This window comes from Pseudomonas sp. OG7, from assembly GCF_014192825.1.
Lineage (GTDB): Bacteria > Pseudomonadota > Gammaproteobacteria > Pseudomonadales > Pseudomonadaceae > Aquipseudomonas > Aquipseudomonas monteilii.
Genome location: NZ_JACHYK010000010.1, coordinates 54,030 through 71,956, shown reverse-complemented (window position 1 = coordinate 71,956; position 17,927 = coordinate 54,030). Strand labels below are relative to the sequence as shown.

16 protein-coding genes are annotated in these 17,927 nt (G+C 64.1%); 8 read left to right on the top strand and 8 right to left on the bottom strand.

Annotated features, from left to right (window positions below; all coding sequences use genetic code 11):
* The first annotated feature begins 81 nt into the window (after positions 1-81).
* From FHW75_RS22845 to FHW75_RS22835, 3 genes are all read left to right on the top strand, one after another.
* Positions 82-2,040, top strand: a complete 1,959-nt coding sequence (locus tag FHW75_RS22845) for an acetoacetate--CoA ligase (protein ID WP_183674649.1) — start codon at positions 82-84, stop codon at positions 2,038-2,040.
* 32 nt (positions 2,041-2,072) lie between these two features.
* Positions 2,073-2,348 carry a peptidylprolyl isomerase gene (locus FHW75_RS22840; protein ID WP_016715601.1) on the top strand — a complete coding sequence of 92 codons (276 nt, stop codon included), beginning with the start codon at positions 2,073-2,075 and terminating at the stop codon, positions 2,346-2,348.
* Between the two features lie 121 nt (positions 2,349-2,469).
* Positions 2,470-4,896, top strand: a complete 2,427-nt coding sequence (locus tag FHW75_RS22835; RefSeq protein WP_183674646.1) for an autotransporter outer membrane beta-barrel domain-containing protein — start codon at positions 2,470-2,472, stop codon at positions 4,894-4,896.
* Here FHW75_RS22835 and FHW75_RS22830 read toward each other — a convergent pair.
* Positions 4,893-5,516 carry a LysE family translocator gene (locus FHW75_RS22830; protein WP_019097533.1) on the bottom strand — a complete coding sequence of 208 codons (624 nt, stop codon included), beginning with the start codon at positions 5,514-5,516 and terminating at the stop codon, positions 4,893-4,895. The two genes, FHW75_RS22835 and FHW75_RS22830, sit on opposite strands and share 4 nt — an antisense overlap.
* A gap of 131 nt (positions 5,517-5,647) precedes the next feature.
* On the opposite strand from FHW75_RS22830, the gene FHW75_RS22825 reads away from it, so the two are divergent.
* Both FHW75_RS22825 and FHW75_RS22820 read left to right on the top strand, forming a co-directional pair.
* Positions 5,648-6,457 carry an AraC family transcriptional regulator gene (locus FHW75_RS22825; RefSeq protein ID WP_183674642.1) on the top strand — a complete coding sequence of 270 codons (810 nt, stop codon included), beginning with the start codon at positions 5,648-5,650 and terminating at the stop codon, positions 6,455-6,457.
* 87 nt (positions 6,458-6,544) lie between these two features.
* Positions 6,545-7,159, top strand: a complete 615-nt coding sequence (locus FHW75_RS22820; protein WP_019097535.1) for a LysE family translocator — start codon at positions 6,545-6,547, stop codon at positions 7,157-7,159.
* On the opposite strand, the gene FHW75_RS22815 is transcribed toward FHW75_RS22820, so the two are convergent.
* Entirely contained in the window at positions 7,107-7,838 is a 732-nt protein-coding gene (locus tag FHW75_RS22815) for a metallophosphoesterase (protein WP_019097536.1), read from the bottom strand. The two genes, FHW75_RS22820 and FHW75_RS22815, sit on opposite strands and share 53 nt — an antisense overlap.
* A gap of 75 nt (positions 7,839-7,913) precedes the next feature.
* Here FHW75_RS22815 and FHW75_RS22810 point away from each other — a divergent pair, with 75 nt between their 5' ends.
* From FHW75_RS22810 to FHW75_RS22800, 3 genes are all read left to right on the top strand, one after another.
* The gene (locus FHW75_RS22810) at positions 7,914-8,429 is read left to right on the top strand and encodes a DUF3016 domain-containing protein (protein WP_183674639.1); all 516 of its coding nucleotides are present in this window, start codon (positions 7,914-7,916) and stop codon (positions 8,427-8,429) included.
* Between the two features lie 75 nt (positions 8,430-8,504).
* Positions 8,505-9,248 carry a carbon-nitrogen hydrolase family protein gene (locus FHW75_RS22805; protein WP_027609297.1) on the top strand — a complete coding sequence of 248 codons (744 nt, stop codon included), beginning with the start codon at positions 8,505-8,507 and terminating at the stop codon, positions 9,246-9,248.
* Positions 9,245-9,487, top strand: a complete 243-nt coding sequence (locus FHW75_RS22800; RefSeq protein WP_025754172.1) for a hypothetical protein — start codon at positions 9,245-9,247, stop codon at positions 9,485-9,487. The genes FHW75_RS22805 and FHW75_RS22800 overlap by 4 nt, the downstream gene beginning before the upstream one ends.
* 4 nt (positions 9,488-9,491) lie before the next feature.
* Here FHW75_RS22800 and FHW75_RS22795 read toward each other — a convergent pair whose 3' ends face one another.
* The 6 genes from FHW75_RS22795 to FHW75_RS22770 form a co-directional block, all read right to left on the bottom strand.
* Complete coding sequence (locus FHW75_RS22795; protein WP_016715610.1) at positions 9,492-9,992, bottom strand: methylated-DNA--[protein]-cysteine S-methyltransferase; 501 nt, start codon at positions 9,990-9,992, stop codon at positions 9,492-9,494.
* 72 nt (positions 9,993-10,064) lie between these two features.
* Positions 10,065-10,865: an LPS biosynthesis protein gene (locus tag FHW75_RS22790; RefSeq protein WP_016715611.1), complete on the bottom strand. Its 801-nt coding sequence runs from the start codon at positions 10,863-10,865 to the stop codon at positions 10,065-10,067.
* A gap of 162 nt (positions 10,866-11,027) precedes the next feature.
* Entirely contained in the window at positions 11,028-12,668 is a 1,641-nt protein-coding gene (locus FHW75_RS22785) for a fatty acid--CoA ligase (RefSeq protein ID WP_260308835.1), read from the bottom strand.
* Between the two features lie 11 nt (positions 12,669-12,679).
* Positions 12,680-14,458, bottom strand: coding sequence for an acyl-CoA dehydrogenase C-terminal domain-containing protein (locus FHW75_RS22780; RefSeq protein WP_183674633.1), 1,779 nt, complete (start codon positions 14,456-14,458; stop codon positions 12,680-12,682).
* Positions 14,451-16,916 carry an RND family transporter gene (locus tag FHW75_RS22775; RefSeq protein WP_025754176.1) on the bottom strand — a complete coding sequence of 822 codons (2,466 nt, stop codon included), beginning with the start codon at positions 16,914-16,916 and terminating at the stop codon, positions 14,451-14,453. Before FHW75_RS22775 ends, FHW75_RS22780 begins: the two co-directional genes overlap by 8 nt.
* 15 nt (positions 16,917-16,931) lie before the next feature.
* On the bottom strand, positions 16,932-17,927 hold the full coding sequence (locus FHW75_RS22770) for a YCF48-related protein (RefSeq protein ID WP_183674629.1): 996 nt from the start codon (positions 17,925-17,927) through the stop codon (positions 16,932-16,934).

Sequence of the window (17,927 nt, the reverse complement as noted above, 5' to 3'; positions counted from 1 at the left end):
AAGCTTGCGCTCCCACAGGGGATAGCGGATACCTGTCCCACAAAGAACAAGCCCGCAGTTGGCAGTAACGGGAGGAACCGCATGAACGATGTGCTCTGGCGCCCCTCCACGGCGCAGATCGAGGCCAGCCGGATGGATGCCTTCCGCCGACGGGTCAACCTGCGCTACAACCTGCAACTCACCGACTACCAGGCGCTGCACCGCTGGAGCATCGAACAGCGGGCCGCCTTCTGGCAGACCCTTGCCGACTATTTCCACGTGCGCTGGCACACCCCGCCGAGCCAAGTGCTGAGTGAAGGGCCACAAATGCCCGAAGCGCAGTGGTTCGCCAACGCCAGCCTGAACTTCTCCGAACACCTGCTGCGCCGTCGCGACGACCGCCCGGCCGTCGTTTCCATACGCGAGGATGGCCACCGCCAGGCGTTCACCCACGCCCAGCTGGCCGCCCATGTAGCGGGGTTGCAAGCGGCGTTCAAGGCCGCAGGCATCGTCGCAGGCGACCGTGTGGCTGCCGTGATGCCCAATACCTGGCAAACACTGGTGGCCATGCTTGCCTGCACCAGCCTGGGCGCGATCTGGTCGACCTCTTCGCCCGAGTTCGGCGTGCATGGCATCATCGACCGTTTCGGCCAGATTGCGCCCAAACTGCTGATCGTCTGTGCCGGCTATCAATACGCTGGAAAAGACATCGATCAGGTGGTCAAGATCAACCAGGTGTGCGAGCAGCTGCCGAGCCTGGAGCAACTGATCGTAGTGCCTCATACCCGCAGCGGCACTCGCCTCGACGAGTTCCATGCAGCCCGGGTGAGCCTGTGGGATGACGTCTACCAGCCCGGTGGCGAACCGCGCTTCACCCCGCTGCCGTTTGACCACCCGCTGTACATCCTCTACTCCAGCGGCACCACCGGCGTGCCCAAGTGCATCGTCCACCGCGCCGGTGGCGTGTTGCTGCAGCACCTCAAGGAACACGGCCTGCACAACGACCTGAAAGCCGATGACGTGTTGTTCTACTACACCACCTGCGGCTGGATGATGTGGAACTGGCTGGCCAGCGGCCTGGCAATAGGCGCCACGCTGGTGCTGTACGACGGCTCGCCGTTTCACCCCGGCCCCGAACGGCTGCTGGACCTGATCGACGCCGAGGGCATCCACGCCTTCGGGACCAGCCCCAAGTACCTGGCAGCGCTGGAACAGGCGGGCCTTGAGCCTGCAGCCAGCCACAACCTGGCCAGCCTGCGATTGCTGCTGTCTACCGGCTCGCCGCTGTCACCCCACAGCTATGACTACGTGTACAGCAAGATCAAGGCTGACCTGTGCCTGGCGTCCATGTCCGGCGGTACCGACATTGTCTCGTGCTTCGTGCTGGGCAACCCGACCCTGCCAGTGCGCCGTGGCGAAATCCAGTGCAAGGGCCTGGGCATGGCGGTGGAAGTGTGGAATGAGCACGGCCAGCCGGTGCAGGACGAAAAAGGCGAGCTGGTGTGTACCCGCAACTTTCCCAGCATGCCTTTGGGGTTTTGGCACGACCCGGACGGCAGCCGCTACCGCGACGCCTATTTCAGCCAGTACCCGGGGGTTTGGGCCCAAGGCGACTATGCCGAACAGCGCACCCATGGCGGCCTGGTGATTCACGGCCGCTCGGATGCCGTGCTCAACCCGGGCGGCGTGCGCATTGGCACGGCGGAGATCTACCGCCAGGTGGAGAAAGTCGAACAGGTGCTGGAAAGCGTGGTCGTCGGCCAGGACTGGCAAGGCGATGTGCGCGTGGTGCTGTTCGTACGCCTGCAAGACGGCCTGCTGCTCGATGAAGCCCTGCGTCAGCGCATTCGCCAGGTGATACGCCAATTCACCACCCCCCGCCACGTGCCGGCGGTGATTGCCCAGGTCAGTGACATACCACGTACCATCAGCGGCAAGCTTGTGGAGTTGGCGGTTCGCAATGTGGTGCATGGGTTACCGGTGAAGAACACCGACGCGCTTGCTAACCCGCAAGCGCTGGAGCAGTTTCGAGATCGCGTGGAGTTGCGCGAGCAGGCATAATGCCGCCCTTTTCCCCGAAGCACAGGTACCCCATGAAAGCCCAAGCCCGCCACATCCTGGTCAAGACCGCTGACGAAGCCGAAAAGCTCAAGCAGCGCATCGCCAACGGCGAGGCTTTCGACGTGCTGGCCAAAAAGTTCTCCATTTGCCCATCAGGCAAGCGCGGTGGCGACCTGGGCGAAATCCGCCCGGGCCAGATGGTCGGCGCCATTGACCAGGTAATCTTCAAAAAGCCGCTGCGCGTGGTGCACGGGCCGATCAAGAGCAAGTTCGGCTACCACCTGGTGCAAACCTTCTACCGCGATTGATGGCAGCGGGCCACCTGACATTTCTGCCAGTTGTCCCGTCACTGCGCATTACATAAAACACAGGCAGGGCCGAAGCGACGCTTCAGGTAGTGGACCCTTCAATGGACACGGAGACCTGCCTATGCGCTGCCCTCGCCTGCTGCTGCCTGCCGCATTCCCCCTGCTTACCCTGCCTTTGCTGGCTCACGCTGAATCCCTGACCGTTTCACCCGGTGACAATCTGGGTGCCCTCGTGCAGACAAATGCGGCTGACACGTTCACTATCGGTGGCGGCACGGTTCTGTCATTGCAGCAAGGCAATGGCCAAGACACGTACACCATGTCTGGCGGTACGTTGGGCTCGCTGAACCAGGGCGGTGACATGGACACGTTCACCATGACCGGCGGAACTATTACGGGCGCGTTTGAAGATGGTGACATCGCCGACTTCCAGGGCGGCAGCATTGGCCGGATAGATCTCAAGCTTGCTGACAACATTCTCAATATTTCCCAAAGTCTCGGGATTGAAACCCTCGTTGTCGGCAATGTCGTCAGTGGGCTTGGCAATGACACGATCACCATGACCGGTGGCACCATCGGCGGTGACATCAGCACCAGTAGCGGCGTAGACAAGATCACCCTCAGTGGCGGCACGCTCAAAGGCGAAATACGCACTGGCAATGACGATGATGTGTTTACCTGGACTGGCGGTCAGATCGGCAAACGAGTCATCCTGGAGAATGGGAATGACACGGCTACTGTCCGCACCCTCGACCTCGGCAACTCGGCCGTTATCCTGGACGGCGGCACCGGCACGGACACGCTTTCGTTCGAGCAGAGTCAGGTCGGCAAAGGTGCCTTGTACGCCAACTGGGAAAGCATCAACCTCAAACAAGGCAGCCAGCTGACCCTCGACGATACCCTCACCCTGGGAGATCTGGGCGCCGACCAACCACGCGTAATCCCTGCCACGGGCACCGGCACCTTGCAAATTGATGCAAGCAGCTCGCTGATCAGCCGCCAGGGCAGCATCGTCAGTATCCAGAGTGGCAACATGGTATCGGTTGTAAACGCCGGCACCATCGACCTGAGCCGTGGCAACGACGCCCAGGGCCGCCTGACCATACAGGGCGATTACACCGGCAACAACGGTAACCTGCGCCTAAACAGCGTGCTGGCGGGTGATGGCGCCGCCTCCGACCGTTTGGTGGTCAGCCGTGGTGCCATCAGCGGTTCTACCCAATTGCTCATCAACAACCTCAATGGCGCGGGTGCAGCGACCGCTCTGAATGGCATCCAGGTCGTCGAAGCCCGTGACGGCGCCACCAGTACCGCCACTGCCTTCGTGCAGACACAGACGCTGTCGGTTGGCGCCTACGACTATCGCCTGTTCAAAGGTGGCGTGACCGCTGGCAGCGAAAACAGCTGGTTCCTGCGTTCAACCGTGGTCGCGCCACCCGCTCCGGCCCCTGTACCGCAACCAGGCGAGCCGACGCAGCCAACCGAACCTGGCGAGCCGCCAGTCATTACCCCGGCTGCAACCCCACCTGTTGCGGCACCGGCACCCGGTCAGGTGGATCTGCCGGCCCCGGTGCAAGGTGAAAGCCTGCCGCTGTATCGCCCGGAAGTTCCCGTATATGCCGCCGCTCCACGTGGCGCTGCGATCATCGCCCGCCAGGCACTGGGCACATTCCACCAGCGCCAGGGCGACCAACTGCTACTCAAAGGTGAAGGCGCCCTGCCCGCCAGCTGGGGCCAGGCCTACGGCGGCGCGCTACGCCAGCAATGGAGCGGCACGGTCAGCCCGAGCCTGGATGGCGATCTGTACGGTTTCAAGGTTGGGCAGGACTTGTACGCCAAGGTTGGCGACCACGGTTATCGGCAGCATGTTGGCCTCTACGTCAGTCACAGCCGCCTGGAGGCCGACGTCAAGGGATTCGCTTTGGCCGAGGAGAACCGAAGCGTCGGCGATCTGAGGCTTGATGGCGATAGCGTCGGCACCTACTGGACGCTGGTCGGGCCACAAGGTGCTTATCTGGATACCGTGTTGCAGTACACCCGCCTCGATGGCCGTGCCCGTTCGGACCGTGGCGACAAGCTGAACATCGACGGCCATGCCTGGACGGCTTCGCTGGAGTCCGGCTACCCCATCGCCCTGTCCGAGCGCTGGACCCTGGAGCCACAAGCCCAGCTGATTGCACAGAAGGTCTCGCTCGACAGCGCAAGCGACAGTGTCTCGCGCATCCGTCATGACGCACAGGTTGAACTGACCGGCCGGCTGGGGGTACGCCTGGAAGGTGCGTTTACGGGTAGCAGCGGGCGCTTGTTGCAGCCCTATGCACAGGTCAACCTGTGGCACGGCGACGGTGGCCGCGATACGTTGACCTTCGATGATGTCGACAAGATCAAGACCGACTACCGCTACACCTCGGCACAACTGGAAGGCGGCGTGGTGGCGCAGGTCAGTGGGGCGCTGAGCCTGCATGGCGGCGTGCAGTACACCGCCAACCTGGACAGCCGCCAGCAGGAAGCCAGCGGCGTGAACCTGGGCGTGCGCTGGCAGTTCTAGCGGCGTGCCGCCAGCAAGCCGAGGCCGGCGCAGCCCAGCAGGGAGGCACTGACCCGGTTGAACAGGCGGCGCGGGCCAGGCTGGCTGAACCAACGCTGCATGTAGGCGCCCAGGCCTGAATAAATGGCAATGGCCGCCCACTCCAGCAGCAGGAACAACACGCCCAGCCAGAGGAACTGCTCGCTCACCGGGGTGGCGCTACCGACCGTGACGAACTGCGGCAGGAAGGCGGTGAAGATCAGGATCGCCTTGGGGTTGCCGGCCGCCACCCAGAACTCCTGGCGCGCCAGGCGCCACGTGCCACTGGGGTGGTCAGTTGCCACCACGGCTTCGCCCACCGGTGCGCGCCACAATTGCCAGGCGATGTAGAACAGGTAGGCCGCGCCCACCACCTTGATGGCCAGGAACAAGTATTCGCTGGTGTGCAGCACCACCGCCAGGCCCATGGCCGCCAGGGCGATCATACCGCTGAAGGCCAGGATACGCCCGCCACCCGCCACGCAGGCGGTGCGCAGGCCGTAGCGGCTGGCGTTATGAAGCGACAGCAGGTTGTTTGGCCCGGGTGCCATGTTCAAGGCGAAGCAGGCGGGGATGAAAAGCAGCAGGCTGGAAAGGTCCATTGTTGTTTTCCTTTGGTAACAGGCGTCTATTTCGGCGGCTGCCGGGCCTTGCGGTCAAGTTACAGTCAGCGTTAAAAACTGTACGGGTACGCAGCAATTGTTACCCTGCTGGCAAAACCGAGGACCTTGTGATGCCCCGCCCCCACACCGCGCTATGGCGCGACCCGGCACTTGCGCCTGTGGAAAGTCGCCGCGCCTGCCATAGCCGGGCTTGCTACAAGGCCCACAGCCACCCCACGTTTTCCATCGGCGCGGTGGATGCTGGCCACAGCCATTTCACCGGGGCTGCCGACGGGCAGGAACGCCTGAGGCCCGGCACGCTGGTGTTTGTCCCGGCCCACCGCGTACATGCCTGCAACCCCGCACCCGGGCAAGCCTGGAGCTACCAGATGCTGCATGTGGACGCCGACTGGCTGACGCAGTTGCGCCTGGAGTCGGGGCTGAGCGGTGCCGGGGCAGGCGAACCGGCGCGTATCTGCCGGGCACCACAGGTGTATCGGCAATTCTGCGAGTTGAACAGCCTGTTGTTCTCCTGCGCCAGCAACGGGGAGAAGGATGCAGCGCTGATTGCCTTTCTGGGGGACCTGGACTACTCGGCACAGCCGCCACTATTTGCAGCCCCCGCCCTGGAGGCAAGCGCGCTGAGCGGGTTGGTCGCACGCATCGAAGGCCAGGACCCGGCGCACTTGAACCTGAAAGCACTGGCCCATCAGGCCGGGCTTGGGCGCTATCAGCTGATCCGTGCGTTTCGTTCGGCCACCGGGTTTACACCACATGCCTACCTGCTCAATGCCCGGGTCAATCGCGGGCGGCAGCTGTTGGCTGAAGGGGCAGCGCTGGCGGAGGTGGCCTACCAGCTCGGGTTTGCCGATCAGAGCCACTTCCAGCGGGTGTTCAAGGCCCATGTGGGGGTGACGCCGGGGCAGTACCGAGGGCGTTGAACGCCCGCCGCCTGGGCTTGCAATATTGTTCAATACGCCTGACAGGCCCTGCAGCAGACTGCGGTTTTCCGCAGAGCAGCCCCACCCATGCAACAGTTCCTGATCATCGCCCTCGCCCACTTCCTCGCATTGCTATCACCTGGCCCGGACTTCTTCCTGGTGGCGCGTACCTCGATCAACAGCGGCTGGCGCATCGCCAGCGGTGCCTGCCTGGGCATCGCCCTGGCCAATGGCGCGTTCATCGCCATGGCGTTCACCGGCCTGTCGGTGCTGCAGGAAGGCAGCCTGCTGTTCACCGCCCTGCAACTGGCCGGGGCCAGCTACCTGCTGTACATCGGCGTACTGTTCTTACGCCATGCCGGGCGAACCCGCCTGGGCGCAGTCGCGGGTGAGTCGGCGGTACCGGGTTGGTGGCGGGGCTTGGGCATGGGTTTCTTGTCCGGCATCCTCAACCCCAAGAACGCGCTGTTCTATGCCAGCCTGGCCAGCATGGTCGCCAGTGCCAGCGGCAGCTGGAAAACGGCGTATGCCTTGTGGATGTTCAGCATCGTGCTGCTCTGGGACTTGCTGGTTGCCGTGGCCATCGGTAACCAGCGGGTACTGCGGCGTTTCGCCCGTAGCCTGCCGTGGCTGGAGCGAGCCTCGGGCGTCATGCTGGTGGCATTGGCGTTGGCGTTGCTGCTGCATCTGGCGCGGCGCTGAGCAGTTTCAGCGTCCGCATGTCCATCAAGCTGAAGTGGCCGCTGGCCCAACCGCCGGTATCCAGGTGCCACACATTGCCCAGCAGCTTGGGCTCCAGCACCGGCGTGTGCCCCACCAGCAAGGCCCGCAGGCCTTGCACCGGCTGGGTATTGCCTTCCTTCAGCCGCCGCCGCGACCACTGGCACACTTCCCGCACTTTGGGGTCGTCATCCAGTTCCAGCTCCAGCCAACGCCTCAAGGCTGCCCAGTCGGCAAACGGGCTGTCGGCATGCAGCAGGCCTACCAGGCCATCTGCGCTTTCCACTTCTATCGCAATCGGCAACTGCTCGAAGCGCTCCACGTAGCGAAGTTGCTCGGCCCGCGGCAGGTCGAGGAACCAGCTCCCACCCGCTGCACGGTACATTTCCAGGTCAAGCCGCCCCCCTCGCACGCGGGTGATTGCCAGCGCCTCATGGTTGCCTTGCACCGCATGAAACCATGGTTGCGCAAGCCATTCCAGAGCAGCCTCGCTGTGCGGCCCACGGTCCACCAGGTCACCTACGCTGAACAGGCGGTCCACGGCCGGGTCGAACCCTACCGCTTCCAGGCACTTCTCCAGCCGCTGGAAGTGACCATGGATATCGCCCACTGCCAGGTCCCGCCCTCGGATGTTGGCGAGCAACCGCCGAAACCGTCCCATTAAAATCTTCCTCTGCTGGTGGCGCCATGGCAGGCGTAAAATGGAAGCACCCCCACTCTACCCCGGAGGTGCATCATGCGTACCGCCCTCGTGTGTGCCGTGCTCATGGCGCTGTCACTGGACAGCATGGCACAAGGTGCCCCGCCCGCTCAGGTCAAGGTGCGTTTCGACCACCCTGAAAAATTCCGCGATGCCAGCCTGGACAGCCACGGTTATGAGCGTGGCGCCGATGACTATGTGATGAAAACCCTCACCCAGTACTTGCAGAAGCTCGGCCAACGCTACCTGCAACCGGGCCAGCAACTGGTCATCGACATCCGCGACATCGACCTGGCCGGGCGCTTCGAGCCTTGGCACCGCCAGGCCTACGATGTGCGCTTCATGCGCGAGATCACCTGGCCGACGATTGACCTGACCTACACCCTCAACCAGCCAGGCAAACCCGCCCGGCAAGCGGAGGAACGGGTCAGCGACAAGATGTACCTCAGCCGCCCGGGCCGGGTCACCAGCAGCAACGACCGCCTGTATGCCGAGAAGGCCATGCTCGACGACTGGTTCCGCCAACGCTTCGCCGCGCACCCCGCAACCTGAAAAACCCTTCACTGGTGCAGGTGTTGGTGCCGGTAGTATGCTCGGCCCTTCAACCTTTACCAGGGAAGGGTTTAGATGAAACTGTGTGCCGTACAACTGGCGTCGCTCAAGGGCGATGTACCAGGCAACGTCCAACGTCACCTGGCCTGCATCGAGCAGGCGGCGGCACTGGGTGCCGAGCTGGTGGTCTTCCCCGAACTCTCGCTGACGGGCTACGAGCCCACCCTGGCGCGCCAGGCCGCCCTGCCGGTCAGCTCCGCACGGCTGGACCCGCTGCAAGCCGCCTGTGACCGCTTGGGCATCACCATTGCGGCTGGCTTGCCGTTGCCGACACCCGAAGGTATCCGCATCGGCATGCCGATTCTCAGCCCCATGGCTGCGCGCCAGGCCTATGCCAAACGGCGCCTTCATGAAGACGAGCTGCCTTACTTCACTCCGGGCGATCAGGCATTGCTGCTGCAGGTCGGTGAGCACCGAGTGGCACCGGCAATCTGCTACGAGTCGATGTTCATGGCCCACGCTGCCGCCGCCCGCGAGCACGGCGCCGACCTGTATCTGGTCAGTGTGGCGAAAACCGCCAAGGGCATCCGCGAAGGCTACCTGCATTACCCGGCAGTGGCGCGTGAACTGGGCATGCCGGTGCTGATGGCCAACTGCGTGGGGCCGGCCGACACGTTCATCGGCGCCGGCGGCTCGGCGGCGTGGGACAGCCAGGGGCGCTTGCTGGCGAGCCTGGATGACCACAGTGAAGGGCTGATCCTGCTGGACACCGGCAACACCAGCGCCGTGGCCCTGCCCTTGGACCTACACCCGGCATGATCTACCTGTTACTGGCGCTGCTGAGCTACGCCTGCACCTACTACCTGGTCGGCCTGCTGATCCAGGGCCAGCTTGCCGATGTGGCCGAAGGCTTACGCCATAGGCCGCACGCGCCGACACCCGGCGAGTACCTGCGCGAGGTCAAGCCCCATGCACGGCGGGCCCACCGGCACTACACCCTGATGGCCGGGTCGGTGTTGGCCATACTGGCCTGCGTGGTCGCCAGCTGGTTCAGCTGACGCGTTACAGGTCCAGTGCCAGGCTTTGCCGGCCCTCCAGCGCCAGCAGGTACTGCTTGGCCGCCAGGCCGCCGGCAAAGCCGGTAAGGCTGCCTGAAGCACCGATCACGCGGTGGCACGGTGCAATGATCGAAATCGGGTTGCGGCCGTTGGCGGCGCCTACTGCGCGCACCGCGTCGGGGTTGCCGATCTGCCGGGCGATGTCACTGTAGCTGCGGGTTTCACCGAAGGGTATCGCCAGTAACGCGGCCCATACCTGGCGCTGGAACTCGGTGCCGGCAAAATCCAGCGCCAATTCGAAGCGCTGCCGCTTACCCGCAAAGTACTCACCCAGCTGTCGTGCAGTTTCCCGCAGCACCGGGCACTGGTCGTCACGGTACACCTCGCCGAGGCGAACGCGGTTTTCCCGCTCCTCTTCCCACAATACGGCTGCCAGGCATTCGCCGCGCGCCACCAGGGTCAAGGTGCCGACGGGCGACTGCATGAGGGTGAATGCGCTGGACATAAGCGTGAACCTGCCTGTTTGCGATGGGCGTACTGTACGCATCCACAGCCCCGTGCGCATCCGCTTTCTTGCTCAGGTAATGGCACAACCGGCAATCCGCCGCGCTTCGTTGAGGTTGACCTTGGGGATCAGTTCGGCGGGGATGCGTGAGGTGGCCGACAGGTTGTAGACGTGAAAATGCGCGCTCACCACCTCCCGCGCCATCAGCGTCAGCGACGGCAGGATGCGGCTGTCCCAGTGCTGGTCGAGCCCGCACGGCGAACACTGGCCCTGCCCGTTTTCATAGAAGCGCCCCACGGTCTGGTCCAGGTCCACCCCGACCAGCAGCACTTCTTCAAAGCCCAGGTGATACGCCAGCTGCAAGGCCACATAGGCCACTGTGCGGGCATCGAAAAAACCATGTGTCAGGTCTTTGCTGAAGGCAATCGAGCGGCTGCGCTTGCTCCACAGCGCGCGGTTGCACACGCAACTGTCACCATGGCCGCGCAAACCGTCCAGCAGGCCCGGTGTGTCGGCTTTGTGCAGGGCATAACACTCGGTACTCGCCGGCACATCGGCACCTTCGTACTGCTCGGGCCAGAGTGCCAGGCGTTCGCTGTCGCGCAAGGCAGTGGCAAACAAGGCCGGCTGCTGCTGGCTAAAGCTTTTGTCGGTGCACACGTAGAAGAAGGGGTGGATACCGTGTTCGGCGGTCATGGCGACCGAGCCGTTCATGGCAATGATGGGCAAATGTGCGAACTCGCCCAACGGAAAATGCCTGGCAGAAGCGCCGGAGGCAAGGATCACCACGGGGCCCTGCTGGGTGTTGCGACACGCCTCGAAACTGGAGAACGCCCCGCGTTCAGCGCTTGGCTGCGACGGAAGTGTGTTCATCTTTGGCATCTTTGACCGAACAGTACAAACCACAATACTGATCCGTGTATATGCCGTGGCCGCTTTTACCTAACTTTACCTGGCTGAACATGAGCAAACCGCCGTTCCCTTGCCTGGCGGGGATTTGGGGCGCTTTGCGCCCCTGAAAGTCGCACGCCAAACCTAGATTTCAGCCTGGCGAATGCGCTTCTTGTCGATCTTGCCGACACTGGTCCTGGGGATCTCGTCCACACAACGAAGCTGCCGTGGTATCGCCCATTTGTTCAGGTGCCCGCTGTCGACATACGGCTGCAGGTGCCTGGCCAATGCTGGCTGGTCCAGTTGCACACCGTCACAACAGACCACCAGCGCCAACGGTTGTTCCCCCCACTGTGGGTCAGGAATACCGATGACCGCCACCGAGGCGACGGACGGGTGCTGGCTGATGAGGTTTTCCAGCGCCACCGAGCTCACCCACTCGCCACCGGTCTTGATCACATCCTTGATCCGGTCACGGATGCGCACCACGCCGGCTGCGTCGATGCAGGCCAGGTCACCGGTGTGCATCCAGCCCCCCAGCCACAGCGCCGCGCCTTGCTCCGGTTCGTGCAGGTAGCCCTGGGTGAGCCACGGCGCGCGCACTACCACTTCGCCCAGGCTTTCGCCATCGTGCGGCACCGCCCTGCCCTCATTGTCGACGATACGCAGGTCCACCAAAGCAATCGGCACGCCGGCATCGATGCGCAGAGGCAGTTGTTGCGCCATGGGTTGTGCCAGCAGGTCGGCGCTCAGGTGGGTGATGCTCAGCAGCGGGCAGCTTTCCGACATGCCGTAGCCACAATGCACGCTGATGCCCCGCTCGCTGGCCCGCTGGGCAAGACCCAAGGTCAACGCGCTGCCGCCCAGCAGCATCTTCCAGCCAGCCAGGTCGGTGCAGCGCCCTTGCTCGCTGTCGAGCATCATCTGCAGCACCGTGGGCACACAATGGGAGAAGGTCACACCCTCGTCGCGATAAAGGCGCACCAGGCGATTGGGCTCGTAGCGCCCGGGGTAGACCTGCTTGATGCCCAGCGCGGTGGCCACATAGGGCACGCCCCAGGCATGTACGTGGAACATGGGCGTGATCGGCATGTACACATCGCCCGTTCGCAGCAGCGGTAGGTCGCCGCACGCGGCCAGGGTGCCCTGCTCGACCAAGGTGTGCAGCACCAGTTGCCGGTGGCTGAAGTAAACGCCTTTGGGGTTGCCGGTGGTACCGCTGGTATAGAACAGCGTGGCCAGGGAATTCTCGTCGAAGTCCGGGAATTCGAACTGGGGCTCGGCAGCCGCCAGCATGGCTTCATACTCGCCCAGCATAGGCACCACCTGCGCGGCAGGGGCGCCATCGCTGAGGCGGATGAAGCCATCGACTGTCGGCAGGTCGGCCTGTAGCTGCTGCATCAGCGGCAGGAAGTCGTCATGCACCAGCACCCACCGGTCCTCGGCATGTTTCATGGTGTAGCTCACCTGCTCGGTGGACAGCCGCACGTTTACCGTATGCAGCACCGCCCCCAGCATCGGTACGGCAAAGAAACACTCCAGTGCGCGATGGCTGTCCCAGTCGAGCAAGGCCACGGTATCGCCGGGTTTCACCCCGGCGGCGGTGAGCGCATTGGCCAGCCGCTGAATGCGCGCCAGCAACGTCGTGTAGGTGTAGCGCAGCCGGTCGGCGTAGACGATTTCCTGATTGGGCTGGTAGCGCACCCCCGACAGCAGCAGGCGCTTGATCAGCAGCGGGTAGGCATACGCCTGCTCGGCCGCAGGCATGATGCGGGTCGAGGTCATGTTCGCGGCCATCACAGTTGCCCGGCCTCGAGCAGGTACAGGCTGTCGCTGCCGGCCCTGACACTGGCACTGAGCGAATGGATGCGCGGCAGCAGGCGTGCAAAGAAGAAGCGCGCGGTACCGAGCTTGCTCACGTGGAACGGCTCTAGTGCCGCTTGGCGCTGGCACACCACGGCCATGCGTGCCCACAGGTAGGCGTAGAAGGTGTAGCCAAACACCTGCAGGTACTCGACCGCCGCCGCGCCAAGCTCGCGCGGGTTGCCTTGGGCACGGTCGAGCAGCCAGGCACTGAGTTCGTCAAGGTTGCGCACGGCAGCGAGCAACGGTGCGCTGAACTCGGCAAATGCGGCCGGCAGCGCCTCGGCGAAGGTGGTGAGTTCAGCGGACACAGCAAGGTACGCTTCGCCACCATCGGCAAACAGCTTGCGCCCCACCAGGTCGAGGGCCTGGATGCCATTGGTGCCTTCGTAGATCTGGGTAATGCGGCAGTCGCGGATCAACTGCTCCTGGCCCCATTCACGGATGTAGCCGTGGCCACCCAGCACCTGCTGGCCGTGCACGGTGGTCTCCAGCCCCATGTCGGTGAGGAAGGCCTTGGCCACCGGCGTGAGCAACGCCACCTTGGCGTCGGCCTGGGCGCGCGCAACCGGGTCGCCGCTGTATTTGGCCAGGTCCAACTGCAATGCCACGTAGGTGGAAAATGCCCGACCACCTTCGTTCAGCGCTTTCATGGTCATCAGCATGCGGCGTACGTCCGGGTGGACAATAATCGGGTCGGCATGCTGCGCCGGCTCTTCAGCCCCCGTCGGTGCGCGGCCTTGCTGGCGATCGCGGGCATAGGCGATGGCCCCCTGATACGAACGCTCGCCCAAGGCCAGGCCTTGGATACCCACGCCGAGGCGCTCGTAGTTCATCATGGTGAACATCGCATTGAGCCCCTTGTTCGGCTCACCGACCAGGTAGCCGATGGCACCGTCAAAGTTCATCACGCAGGTGGCCGACGCCTTGATGCCCATCTTGTGCTCGATCGAGCCGCAGCCCACCGCATTGGCCTGGCCCAATGTGCCGTCGGCGCCAACCAGCACTTTGGGTACCAGGAACAGCGAGATACCTTTGGGGCCAGCAGGGGCATCCGGCAGCCTCGCCAGCACCAGGTGGATGATGTTCTCGGTCAGGTCCTGCTCGCCGCCGGTGATGAAAATCTTCGTGCCGCTGATGCGGTAGCCGCCATCCGCAACGGGCTCGGCGCGGGTGCGGATCAGGCCCAGGTCGGTGCCGGCGTGGGGCTCGGTCAGGCACATCGATCCGCTCCACCGCCCTTGGTACATCGGCGGCAGGTACAGCGCCTTCAACGCCTCGCTGGCATGGTTCAGCAGTGCCAGGCAGGCGCCGGCCGTCAACATCGGGTACAAACCGAATGACAGGTTGGCGGCATTGAGCATTTCTTCGAGCTGGGCGCCGATCACTTTCGGCATGCCCATGCCGCCGTATTCCGGCGCACCGGACACCCCGACCCAGCCGTCAGCGGCGAATGCCCGGTAGGCATCGGCGAAACCGTCGGGTGTCCGAACCTGGCCAGCCTCCCAACGGCATCCCTGCTCGTCGCCACTGCGGTTGAGCGGCGCCACCTGCTCGGCAATCAGTTTGCCGGCCTGCTCGAGTATGGCCCGGGCAGTGTCGCCATCGACCACGTCGGCCAGTGCGGGCGTTTGCGCCCACCAGGCGGGGATGTCGAACACGTCGTTGAACAGAAAATCCATGTCGCGCAGTGGCGGAAGGTAATCAGACATGAGGCGAACACTCGGTTTCTTGGGTTTGCGAAAGTGCTACGGCCCGGGTTCCGGCAGCCGCCGGGGCGCCCTGGCCACGCAGGAGGAAGTGCGACAGCGCGGGTATCAGCACCAGCGCGCCGAGCATGTTCCACAGGAACATGAAGGTCAGCAGCAGGCCCATGTCGGCCTGGAACTTGATGGGCGACCAGGCCCAACCAACCACACCGGCGGCCAGGGTAATGCCGACCAGCCCCACTACCCGGCCGGTGAAGGCCACGGCGTTCTGGTAGGCCTGAGCCAGGCTCAGGCCGGCGCGCTGGTAGTGCAGCTGCACGCTAAGCAGGTACAGCGCATAGTCCACGCCAATGCCCACGCCAAGGGCGATCACCGGCAAAGTGGCAACCTTGACGCCAATACCCATGGCCACCATCAGCGCCTCGCACAGCACCGAGGTGAGCATCAGCGGCAGGATCGCCACCAGCGTTGCGCGCCAGCTGCGGAAGGTGACCAGGCAGAACAACGTGACCGCCAGGTACACCAGCAACAACATACGGTGGTTGGCCTCGCGTACCACCACGTTGGTGGCGGCCTCGATACCGGCGCTGCCGGCGGCCAGCAGGAACTGGTGCTCGGCACTGCTGTTGGCCTGGGCAAAGCGTTCGGCCACGGCAGCCACCTCGGCCAGCGTGTCGGCGCGATGGTCTTTGAGGTAGGCGATCACCGGCATCAGCGAGCAGTCGTTGTTGAACAGCTCCGGGGCGTTGACCGAAGCCTGCTGGGCGGCGTAATTGAGCACGTCCTGGTTACGCTGCAGACTGTTCAGCCGTGGGTTGCCTTCGTAGGTACCAGCGGTGATCTGGCGCACAGCGTTGGCCAGCGACACAGTGGTCTGCACACCCGGCAGTTGCTGCAGCTCCCAGGCGAGGCGGTCGGCAAGAATCAAGGTCGGGTACTGCAGGCAGCCTTCGGGGGCGGTCTTGACCATGACCGCGAAGGTGTCGCTGGACAGTGCGTAATGCTGGGTGATGTAGGCATTGTCGAGGTTGTAGCGCGAATCAGCGCGAAGCTCGGGGGCGCCACTGTCGAGGTCGCCGATTTTCAGCTGCAAGCTGCCCCAGATGCCCAGGGCGGCCAGGGCAAGGGCTGCCAGCACAGCGGCGCTGGCCCATTTGCGTTCAGTGAAGCGGTCGAGCAGGTCCCACAGCCGACCGAAGCCTCGGTGCCGAGCCGCGCGGGCATCGATACGCAGCGCCCGGTCGGCGGCCTTGCGGCCTACCCCGACATAGGACAGGGCCACCGGCATCAACAGCAATGAGGTAAAGATCAGCACTGCCACGCCAATGCTGGCGGTAATCGCCAAGTCCTGAATCACCGGAATATCGATGATCATCAGCACGGCAAAGCCCACTGCATCGGCCAGCAAGGCGGTCACCCCGGCCACGAACAGGCGGCGGAAGGTATAGCGAGCGGCGATCTGCCGATGAGTACCGCGACCGATGTCCTGAAGGATGCCGTTCATCTTCTGCGCCGCATGCGACACGCCGATGGCAAAGATCAGGAAGGGCACCAGGATCGAATACGGGTCGATGGCATAGCCCAGCCAGGCGACGATACCCAGTTGCCATACCACCGCCGTCAGCGAACACAGCACCACCAGCAAAGTGCTGCGTATACAGCGGGTATAGCAGTAGATGATCACCAGGCTGGTCAACACCGCCAGGGCAAAGAACGCCATTACCTCGATCAGGCCGTCGATCAGGTCGCCCATCAGCTTGGCAAAGCCGATCACATGAATACGGTACTGGCCGCTGGCCTGGTACTGGCTGCGCAGCTGTTCGAGCTTTTGCGAAAAGGCATGGTAGTCCAGGCCTTTGCCGGTGGCCGAATCCTGGTCGAGCAGCGGCACCACCAGCATGCTCGACTTGAAGTCGCGCGCCACCAGGCTGCCGACGATGTTGGCACGTTCGATGTTCTGCCGTAGCTGCTCGATGTCGCCGGCTGCACCCTGATAGCCGTCAGGCATGACCGGGCCACCCTGGAAGCCTTCTTCGGTGACCTCGGTCCAGCGCACCGCCGGGCTCCACAGCGACTTCACCCAGGCCCGGTCCACCCCCTGGCTGAGGAACAGCTCGTCGTTGATGTGACGCAGGGCCTGCAGGTAGCCCGGGTCGAAAATGTCGCCCTGAGTGTGCTCTACCACTACCCGCACCGCATTGCCCAGGCCGCGCAACGAGGCGCGGTTTTCCAGGTAATGCTGGATGTAGGGGTGGCTCTGCGGCAGCATCTTGTCGAAGCTGGGCCGCAGTTCCAGGCGTGTCAGCGCCATGAAGCCCAGCACCAGCGTCGCCACCAGCATGCACAGCAGAAATGGCAGGCGGTGGTTGAACACAAGGCGCTCCAGGCCGTTGCCCGAATGTGGATCGAAGTCGGCAAGGTTGCGGATTACCGGAAGGGTATCTTGGCGGGTAGCGGCCATCAGGGTCTTCTCTTGTTATGGGTGTTGCGTGGGGTTACCGGCCTGGTTGCGCACGCCCCGCTCGCCCACCAGCACCAGGCCATTGCCGGTGTCGCTGACGAGCGCGGTCACGGGGCCACGGGCGCTTTGCGGCACCTGACTGAAACTGGCACCGTCATCCCGACTGAGCAGCAGGTCGCCGGCCTGGCTGGCCAGCCACAGCTGGCCGTCACGGTCGATGCCGGCGGCGGTGAGGCTGGTGTTGATACCCGTATTCACCGGCTGCCACTGCTGGCCGCCATCGGTGCTGCGGTAGGCGTGGCCGCGCAGGCCGTAGACCAGCAGCACACCGGGTTTGCCGACGGCACCGAACAGGGTGCCGGCATAGGGCGTGTCGACGCGACTGAAGCGTGCGCCGCTCCACTTCAGCAGCAGGCCCTGCTCGCCGGTGATGTACAGGTCGTCACCCACCGCCGCCAGGCTGGTCAGGTGCAGGCCTTGCGGGTTGTCGCTGTGGTCGAGCCAGGGTTGCCAGTGCTCGCCGCCGTCTGTGGTGCGCAACAGCAGGTTGAACACGCCCACCGCATAGCCGTTGCGGGTATCGCTGAACCACACGTCGAGCAAGGCATTGTCGGTGGCCGCCGCGGGCAACTGCTCGGCCAGCGCGCGGCCATCCAGCTGTTTGTGCCAGTGCACGCCACCATCGCGGCTGTGCAGCACCACACCGTCATGGCCGACCGCCCAGCCCAGTTCGGGCGTGGCGAAGCTCACCGCATTCAGGTCGGCGCTGACGGGCACCTGGGCTTGCTGCCAGTGTGCGCCGTGGTCATCGGAATACAGGATGTGCCCGCGCGGGCCGACCGCGACCAGGCGCGGCCCGGCCAAGGTCACGTCACGCAGGGCGCTACTGCTGGCCAGGGCACTGGGCATGGCGGGCACCTCCAGTACGTCGGTGAAGGGCACGGCGTGCGCCGTGCCCTGCAGCGCCGCCAGGGCCAGCATCACTGCGCTGCATCGTTTGAAGACAGACAT

What these genes read in the sequence shown, in the direction of transcription:
- FHW75_RS22845 (WP_183674649.1), top strand. Translation starts at nt 82, where the DNA reads ATGAACGATGTGCTCTGGCGCCCCTCCACGGCGCAGATCGAGGCCAGC.
- FHW75_RS22840 (WP_016715601.1), top strand. Translation starts at nt 2,073, where the DNA reads ATGAAAGCCCAAGCCCGCCACATCCTGGTCAAGACCGCTGACGAAGCC.
- FHW75_RS22815 (WP_019097536.1), bottom strand. Translation starts at nt 7,838, where the DNA reads ATGGGACGGTTTCGGCGGTTGCTCGCCAACATCCGAGGGCGGGACCTG.
- FHW75_RS22795 (WP_016715610.1), bottom strand. Translation starts at nt 9,992, where the DNA reads ATGTCCAGCGCATTCACCCTCATGCAGTCGCCCGTCGGCACCTTGACC.
- FHW75_RS22830 (WP_019097533.1), bottom strand. Translation starts at nt 5,516, where the DNA reads ATGGACCTTTCCAGCCTGCTGCTTTTCATCCCCGCCTGCTTCGCCTTG.
- FHW75_RS22775 (WP_025754176.1), bottom strand. Translation starts at nt 16,916, where the DNA reads ATGGCCGCTACCCGCCAAGATACCCTTCCGGTAATCCGCAACCTTGCC.
- FHW75_RS22785 (WP_260308835.1), bottom strand. Translation starts at nt 12,668, where the DNA reads ATGACCTCGACCCGCATCATGCCTGCGGCCGAGCAGGCGTATGCCTAC.
- FHW75_RS22770 (WP_183674629.1), bottom strand. Translation starts at nt 17,927, where the DNA reads ATGTCTGTCTTCAAACGATGCAGCGCAGTGATGCTGGCCCTGGCGGCG.
- FHW75_RS22835 (WP_183674646.1), top strand. Translation starts at nt 2,470, where the DNA reads ATGCGCTGCCCTCGCCTGCTGCTGCCTGCCGCATTCCCCCTGCTTACC.
- FHW75_RS22800 (WP_025754172.1), top strand. Translation starts at nt 9,245, where the DNA reads ATGATCTACCTGTTACTGGCGCTGCTGAGCTACGCCTGCACCTACTAC.
- FHW75_RS22790 (WP_016715611.1), bottom strand. Translation starts at nt 10,865, where the DNA reads ATGAACACACTTCCGTCGCAGCCAAGCGCTGAACGCGGGGCGTTCTCC.
- FHW75_RS22825 (WP_183674642.1), top strand. Translation starts at nt 5,648, where the DNA reads ATGCCCCGCCCCCACACCGCGCTATGGCGCGACCCGGCACTTGCGCCT.
- FHW75_RS22805 (WP_027609297.1), top strand. Translation starts at nt 8,505, where the DNA reads ATGAAACTGTGTGCCGTACAACTGGCGTCGCTCAAGGGCGATGTACCA.
- FHW75_RS22820 (WP_019097535.1), top strand. Translation starts at nt 6,545, where the DNA reads ATGCAACAGTTCCTGATCATCGCCCTCGCCCACTTCCTCGCATTGCTA.
- FHW75_RS22780 (WP_183674633.1), bottom strand. Translation starts at nt 14,458, where the DNA reads ATGTCTGATTACCTTCCGCCACTGCGCGACATGGATTTTCTGTTCAAC.
- FHW75_RS22810 (WP_183674639.1), top strand. Translation starts at nt 7,914, where the DNA reads ATGCGTACCGCCCTCGTGTGTGCCGTGCTCATGGCGCTGTCACTGGAC.